The sequence below is a fragment of the Streptomyces durbertensis genome, assembly GCF_014156695.1.
Lineage (GTDB): Bacteria > Actinomycetota > Actinomycetes > Streptomycetales > Streptomycetaceae > Streptomyces > Streptomyces durbertensis.
On the sequence record NZ_WMLF01000298.1, the window covers coordinates 1 to 6,774 of the forward strand.

The following is a 6,774-nucleotide window of genomic DNA, read 5'->3' on the forward strand; positions in this document are numbered from 1 at the left end:
ACCGGAGCCGTGGAACCCGGCGCTCACCCGACGCGACAGCCGGGCCATCAGCCTGCCCACCACCGGCCCGAACAACCGAAACGGCCCGCCGAAGAAACCGACGGACCGTCACGAAAGATCGAGGTTAAGAACTCTAAGTTATCGGCCGAATTGCTGTTGCTGGCCAAATGAGGGGAAAAGGGGCTCCTGTCATCGAACGGTGACAGGAGCCCCTTTTCCCCGATTACCGCACCGATACGCTCGTGCGGCTTAGATTCTAGTACATTCAGGAATACTGAAGGCCCCAGGTGTTGCTGTTAGCCTTGACCGGCGTTACGCCCGGCTTCTTGTAGATGGTTTCGGTCTGGCATGCTCCGCCCTTACCAGCCTTCACCCGATACTTGTGGGCTGTGAAGCTCTTGGCTTCGTGGAACATCATCAGTCGGGCCTTCGTCTTGCCCTTCTTCTTTTTGACTGTCGCGGAGTAGCTCCAGGTGTCGGACTTCGACCAACTCTTGCTCAACGAGACACCGAAAGAGGTACTGGCCTTGGCGATGATCGCGCCAGCCTCAGCGCCCTTGGTCGCGGAGCCGGTGGCGGTCCAAGTGCCGGTCTTGTCCTTCCTGTAGGTGATCTTTACGCCCGGCTTGGCCCAGTCGCTGTGAATGTTGGTAGGCACCCACACGGTCTTCTTGTCGATGATGGCGATCTTGGTGCCAGTGTCATCGCAACGTAGGGCACCCGTCGCCTGCGCCGAACTTGTACCAGCGATCGTCACGCCGCCGAGAACGGCGCCAGCAAGTGCGACGCTGACTGCGCGCTTCATGTCTCTTCTCCCTCGTTCTAATCGCGTCGATGCGGAAGACTTTCTACATATCGGGTCTGACCTTCACTGAGTGCCTGTGCCGGTCGGCCCGATTGAGGTCTTGCCTCACCGGTTTGATTGGTCGTCACAGACTCTGCCGCACCTGAGTGAAGGAGAGAAGTGATTTGAGGAAGAATTGAGCTAGTTCGCTCCTGTGCAGGTGGAAGCAGTCTGGCGGCCGGGATAAAATGGATGTCAGAATTCCGTTTCTGTGTCCTACGACGTCGGGCAAGGTCTCCTCTTCTCCCCGCCGCGCGGACGTTGTGACTGTTCAGTTGATTTTCGGTCATTTTCGGGAAGGTCCGTATTGGGCGCTTCTGGTTCTGCGCCTGAGGGGTGACTGCGTTAACCCGTGAGCTCTTTCCAACCTCGGCTGGGCTGGCCAGATGGAGGCACGGGACGGCTTGGGCGAGGCTGGTAATGCGGTGGTCGAGTCTCGCGCCGTGAGGGGAAGTCGCCAGGTCTTGAGGGTGGCTACGGCCTGCTTGACCAGGGCTCGGACCTTCAGGTGAGAGCGGTTGACGGCCTTCTGGGCTTCGGAAAGCTTCTCTGAGCAGCCCCAGCACGGGATACGGACCGTGCCGCCGGCATCTCGGTGCCCCGTGTCCGTCCGGCGCTTGACGTCCGCATCCGCGAGAGCGTGGATGATGCCGTGCTCACGGGCGGCCCGGACATCATGGACAGCGCCGGGCAGTGCTGGGGAGGCTCGGAGCAGCCAGCGGAAGGGGTCGGCCAGGATCTGCACGTTCATCCCGGGATTCCTGTGCTTCCCGAGTAGATGGGCCGGTCCGCGGCGACGCGGTCGATCGGCAGGAGCCTGCTGTCCAGTAGCACGAACGCCTTCGTTGATGCCGTGCGGGTCGCCTCCGCGAGGGTCGGGGCGGGATCGGCCAGGACCTCGACGGCCTCGGTGATGTATCGGTACGCGGTGGTGGTGCCGATACCGAACCCGGCAGCGAGCTGGGCATACGGATGACCGTTGCGCAGAGGGGCGAGAGCGAGCAGGGCAGGCCACCAGCTGAGTGACGGTGGCGAGACGGGCGGTGAGGAAGCGAAGATGCGGGCTGGACGGGTCCAGCCCGGACAAGTACACAAGCATGCGAGGAACGGCTGATCTTCGCCGTGAACCCGTCTACCAGGAGCTTCACTCATCCGTACACCTACCGCTCATCCACAGTGGCAGGTTGGAGAGGCTCAGTCTCACTGTTGTGCGGACTCTCACGAAGCGTTGGGTGTGCGGGGGTTTAGGCTCGGAGCGAGGTGCTCGCGGCGGTCGTAGTCGCCCGTCGGGCTGCAGTAAGGTTGAACGCTTCGTCTTCGCCCGGGTGGGGGCCTGTGTTCTGGCCACTGGTCAGGCGCCGAACGCTTCCCCTCGGGTCGTCACACCTCTACAGTCACTGCTGCTGATGCGTCGGCTGCTCGCAAGCCGCGAGCCGATCGGGCCTAGCTCCTAGCTTGTGGATCTTCGAGGGTCAAGCTGTCTTCTGTCGGTTGGCGTCCGCTCATCGGACGCCCGGTGCCGCAAGAAGCGTTAACAGTCCGTTTCGCGTCCGTCTGTAACGGATTGTTTTGTCCGGATTTCGGACCCTCGGCGGCTCGTATGTGACCAAACCGAGATCCCTCACGTGTGGTTTACGGGCCCGCTGTGCCCAATAGTTGGGTCCATCGAGCTCGGGTCCGGGTCATGTGCTGTTGGGGGCGCTGATTCGTGACAGCGGGGGCGTTGTCCGGCATGACCATGCCGGGTGTCGGCATGACCATGCCGATGGAAGCAGCGTGTTCCCGTCCCGTAATGACAGTGGACTCCTGAGGAGGCAAACCCATGCGCGGTGCCAAGAGCGCCAAGTGGGTCGCGAGTGCGATAGTCGTGGCCCTGGCGGCGACTGCATGCGGTGGCAACGACAGCGGCAATGACAACGGCAAGGGCGAGGTTGACCCGAACGGTGTGTTCCGGCTCACCAACTCGGAGCCGCAGGGCAACCTCCAGCCCGCCAACTCCCGCGACACGGCCAGCGGCCAGGTCATCAAGGGTCTGTTCTCCCAGCTTGTCGACTACACGAAGGACGGCTCCGCGGAGATCGTCTACGTCAACGCCGAGTCGGTGGAGACCGAGGACAACAAGACCTGGACCGTCAAGCTCAAGAAGGGCTGGAAGTTCCACGACGGCGAAGAGGTCACCTCGAAGTCGTACGTCGACGCCTGGAACTGGGCGGCGAACACCGAGAACAACCAGAAGAACAGCTACTGGTTCGCCGACATCAAGGGCTACAAGGACGTCCACCCGGACAAGGGCAAGCCGAAGGCCAAGGAGATGTCCGGCCTGAAGATCGTGGACGACCACACGTTCACCATCGAGCTGAACGAGCCGGTCACCTACTTCAACTACAAGCTGGCCTACAGCGCGTGGTCCCCGCTGCCGAGCAAGTTCTACGACGACCCCGAGGCGTACGGCGACAAGCCGGTGGGTAACGGCCCGTACAAGTTCGTCAGCTGGGAGCGCAAGAAGAAGATCACGCTCGAGCGCTTCGACGACTACAAGGGGCCGGACAAGGCTGAGAACGGCGGCGTCGAACTGGTCGTCTACAACACCCTGGAGAACCAGTACCAGGCGGTCTACTCGGAGAAGGCCGACGTTGTCACGATGGTTCCGCCGCGTGACCTGCCCAAGTACCGTCAGGACTTCGGCGACCGCGCCATCGACGCTCCGATGTCCGGTGTCCAGCAGATCGTCCCGGTCTTCTACAACAAGCAGTGGAAGCTGGGCGACAAGAAGAACGCCGAGCTCCGCAAGGGCCTGTCCATGGCGATCGACCGCAAGACGATCACCGACAAGGTGCTGCACGGCAGCCGCGTGCCGGCCACCGGCTTTGTCGGCCCGAACGTCCTGGGCTTCCAGGAGGGCGTGCTCGGTGAGGTCGCCGAGTACAACCCGGAGAAGGCCAAGAAGACGATCGAGGACGCCGGTGGGGTCCCCGGCAACAAGATCCACATCCAGTACAATGCTGACGGCGGTCACAAGGAGTGGGTCGAGGCGGTCTGCAACAACATCCGCCAGAACACCGGCGTCGAGTGCATCCCGGACGCGAAGGTCGACTTCCAGACCGACCTCAACACCCGTGATGCCGACAAGGTCAAGTCCATGTACCGCGGTGCCTGGGTGCTGGACTACCCGGTCAACGTGAACTTCATGCGCGAGCTGTACGAGACCGGCGCCGACTCCAACACCGGTCGCTTCTCCAGCAAGAAGGTCGACGAGCTCTTCAAGAAGGGCGACTCGGCCAAGGACCTGGACGGCACCGTCAAGGCCTACCAGGAGGCGGAGAAGCAGCTCGTCGAGGAGATGCCCGCCATCCCGCTCTGGTACTACGCGACCAACGCCGCGCACAGCAAGAAGGTGAAGAACGTCGAGTTCGACCTCGCCAACTTCCTGCTGATGCACAAGGTCAAGGTCATGAACTAGTCGCCGGGTAGTTCCCGAGCACCACAGGCCGCACTGACGGCAGTGGTGTAGGAGCCGGGGGTGGTCCCACTCAAGAAGTGGGGCGACCCCCGGCTTACCAGAATGTGGACATGGAGGAAATAATGGGGCGTTACGTCGCTCGGCGACTGCTCCAGATGATCCCGGTTTTCATCGGGGTCACGCTGCTGGTCTTCCTCATGATGTACGCGCTTCCCGGCGACCCCGTGCGCGCACTCTACGGAGACCAGGCCATTGACCAGGCGCAGATCGCGGCGATCAAAGCGGACCTGGGGCTCGATCTGCCCTTGTGGCAGCAGTACCTGAACTATCTCTTCGGTCTGCCAAGAGGTGATTTCGGGACGCAGATCGCGACCGGCCTGCCGGTGGGCGAGGTCATCGCGCGTGCGCTGCCGATCACGGCCAGACTCGCCCTGCTTGCCTTTCTCATCACCGTGGTGATCGGTGTTGCGATGGGCATGATCGCAGGCCTGAAGGCCGGCCGTTGGCCCGACACGATCGTGCTGTTCGTCACTCTTCTCTTCATCTCGGTGCCGGTCTTCGTGCTCGGCTACATCTACCAGTACGTGTTCTCCAACACGCTGGGCTGGACGTCGCCGCTGGTCAACGACTCTGAGGATCTCGGTGAGTTGTTGATGCCAGCCTTTGTCCTGGCGTCGCTGTCGTTGGCGTACGTCGCCAGACTCACCCGTAGTTCGATCGCCGAGAACCGGCGTGCCGACTACATGCGGACCGCCATCGCCAAGGGCCTGCCCCAGCGTCGAGTGCTCAGCGTGCACCTGCTGCGCAACTCCATGATCCCGGTGGTCACCTTCCTCGGTGTCGACATCGGAACCCTGATGGCCGGCGCGGTCGTGACCGAGGGCATCTTCAACATCAACGGCATCGGCAGCGAGCTGTTCACCGCGCTCTTCCGTCGTGAGGGCTCGACTGTGGTGGGTCTGGTGACACTGATCGTGATCATCTATCTCGCCGTCAGCCTGCTCGTCGACCTGCTGTACGCGGTGCTTGACCCGAGGATTCGCTATGCCTGACCTGACCAAGACCGAAGAGACCGAGCCGGTCAAGGCTCCAGTCGCCGAGGGCGCTCCGGTTCCCCCGGCGGACCCGGCGGTCGGCAAGCCCCGCAGCCTCTGGTCGGACGCCTGGTCCGACCTGCGGCGCAGCCCCATGTTCATCATCTCCTCTGCGATGATCCTGCTGCTGCTGGTCATCGCCGCGTTCCCGGGCTGGTTCACCAGCCTGAGCCCGCGCGACAGCGACATGGCGCTCTACCTCCAGAAGCCGCAGCTCGGCGCGTTCTTCTCGCCCGAGTGGCTGGGCTACGACGGCCAGGGCTACAGCGTCTACACGCGGCTGATCCACGGCGCCCGCAACTCGATCCTGATCGGCGTCTCGGTGACCGTGCTGGTCACCTTCGTCGGCGGTCTGCTCGGCATGCTCGCCGGCTACTTCGGCGGCTGGGTGGACAGCATCATCTCCCGCATCACCGATGTCTTCCTCGGCCTGCCGTTCCTGCTCGGCGCCATGGTCATCCTGGTCTCCTTCGAGACCCGGGCCGTGTACGTGATCGTGCTCGCGCTGGCCGTGCTCGGCTGGACCCTGGTCGCCAGGGTCATGCGCGGATCGGTGATCACGGTCAAGCAGGCCGACTACGTGATGGCCGCCAAGGCGCTGGGCGCCAGCACCACCCGGATCCTCTTCCGGCACGTGCTGCCCAACGCGGTGACGCCCGTCATCGTCGTCGCGACCATCGCGCTCGGCGGTTACATCTCGGCCGAGGCGACGCTGTCCTTCCTCGGTATCGGTCTGGCGCCGCCGGCCGTCTCCTGGGGTGTGGACATCAACACCGCCAAGGACCTGCTGCGCAACGCGCCGCACGTGCTGCTGTGGCCGGGCCTCATGCTGAGCTTCACGATCCTGGCGTTCATCATGTTCGGCGAAGCCGTGCGCAACGCCCTCGACCCCAAGCTGCGCTGAGGGAGGCGTACGTGACCACCACACAGAAGACCGCGGACCTTCCCGCGGCGAAGAGCGCCGAATCCTCCGGAACGCCACTGCTCCAGGTCAAGGACCTGCACGTGGAGTTCCACACCCGGGACGGCGTGGTCAAGGCGATCAACGGTGTCAACTACACCGTCGACTCCGGTGAGACGCTGGCCGTGCTGGGCGAGTCGGGTTCCGGCAAGTCCGTCACCGCGCAGGCGATCATGGGCATCCTGGACATGCCGCCCGGGCGCATCCCGAGCGGTGAGATCCTCTACCGGGGCCAGGACATGCTGACGATGTCCGGCGAGGAGCGCCGGAAGATCCGGGGTCGCAAGATCGCGATGATCTTCCAGGACGCGCTGTCGTCGCTGAACCCGGTGCTGAGCGTCGGGTACCAGCTCGGTGAGATGTTCCGGGTCCACCAGGGTCTGTCCAGGAAGGACGCCAAGGCCAAGGCCATCGA

Annotated in this window: 5 protein-coding genes and 1 pseudogene; 4 read left to right on the top strand and 2 right to left on the bottom strand. The window is 63.4% G+C overall.

Annotated features, from left to right (window positions below; translation table 11 throughout):
- Positions 1-265: 265 nt before the first annotated feature.
- A complete protein-coding gene (locus tag GL263_RS18470; RefSeq protein ID WP_182856832.1) occupies positions 266-805 on the bottom strand; it encodes a hypothetical protein in 540 nt (179 codons plus the stop codon).
- 416 nt (positions 806-1,221) lie between these two features.
- A pseudogene (locus tag GL263_RS18475) lies at positions 1,222-1,943 on the bottom strand (transposase family protein); the annotation flags it as partial.
- A 723-nt stretch (positions 1,944-2,666) separates the two neighbouring features.
- On the opposite strand from GL263_RS18475, the gene GL263_RS18480 reads away from it, so the two are divergent.
- The 4 genes from GL263_RS18480 to GL263_RS18495 form a co-directional block, all read left to right on the top strand.
- The gene (locus GL263_RS18480) at positions 2,667-4,304 is read left to right on the top strand and encodes a peptide ABC transporter substrate-binding protein (protein ID WP_182856833.1); all 1,638 of its coding nucleotides are present in this window, start codon (positions 2,667-2,669) and stop codon (positions 4,302-4,304) included.
- A 122-nt stretch (positions 4,305-4,426) separates the two neighbouring features.
- The gene (locus GL263_RS18485) at positions 4,427-5,356 is read left to right on the top strand and encodes an ABC transporter permease (RefSeq protein WP_182856834.1); all 930 of its coding nucleotides are present in this window, start codon (positions 4,427-4,429) and stop codon (positions 5,354-5,356) included.
- Complete coding sequence (locus tag GL263_RS18490; protein ID WP_182856835.1) at positions 5,349-6,302, top strand: ABC transporter permease; 954 nt, start codon at positions 5,349-5,351, stop codon at positions 6,300-6,302. Before GL263_RS18485 ends, GL263_RS18490 begins: the two co-directional genes overlap by 8 nt.
- A gap of 11 nt (positions 6,303-6,313) precedes the next feature.
- The coding region (locus GL263_RS18495) for an ATP-binding cassette domain-containing protein (protein ID WP_182856836.1) at positions 6,314-6,774 on the top strand (461 nt) is incomplete at its 3' end.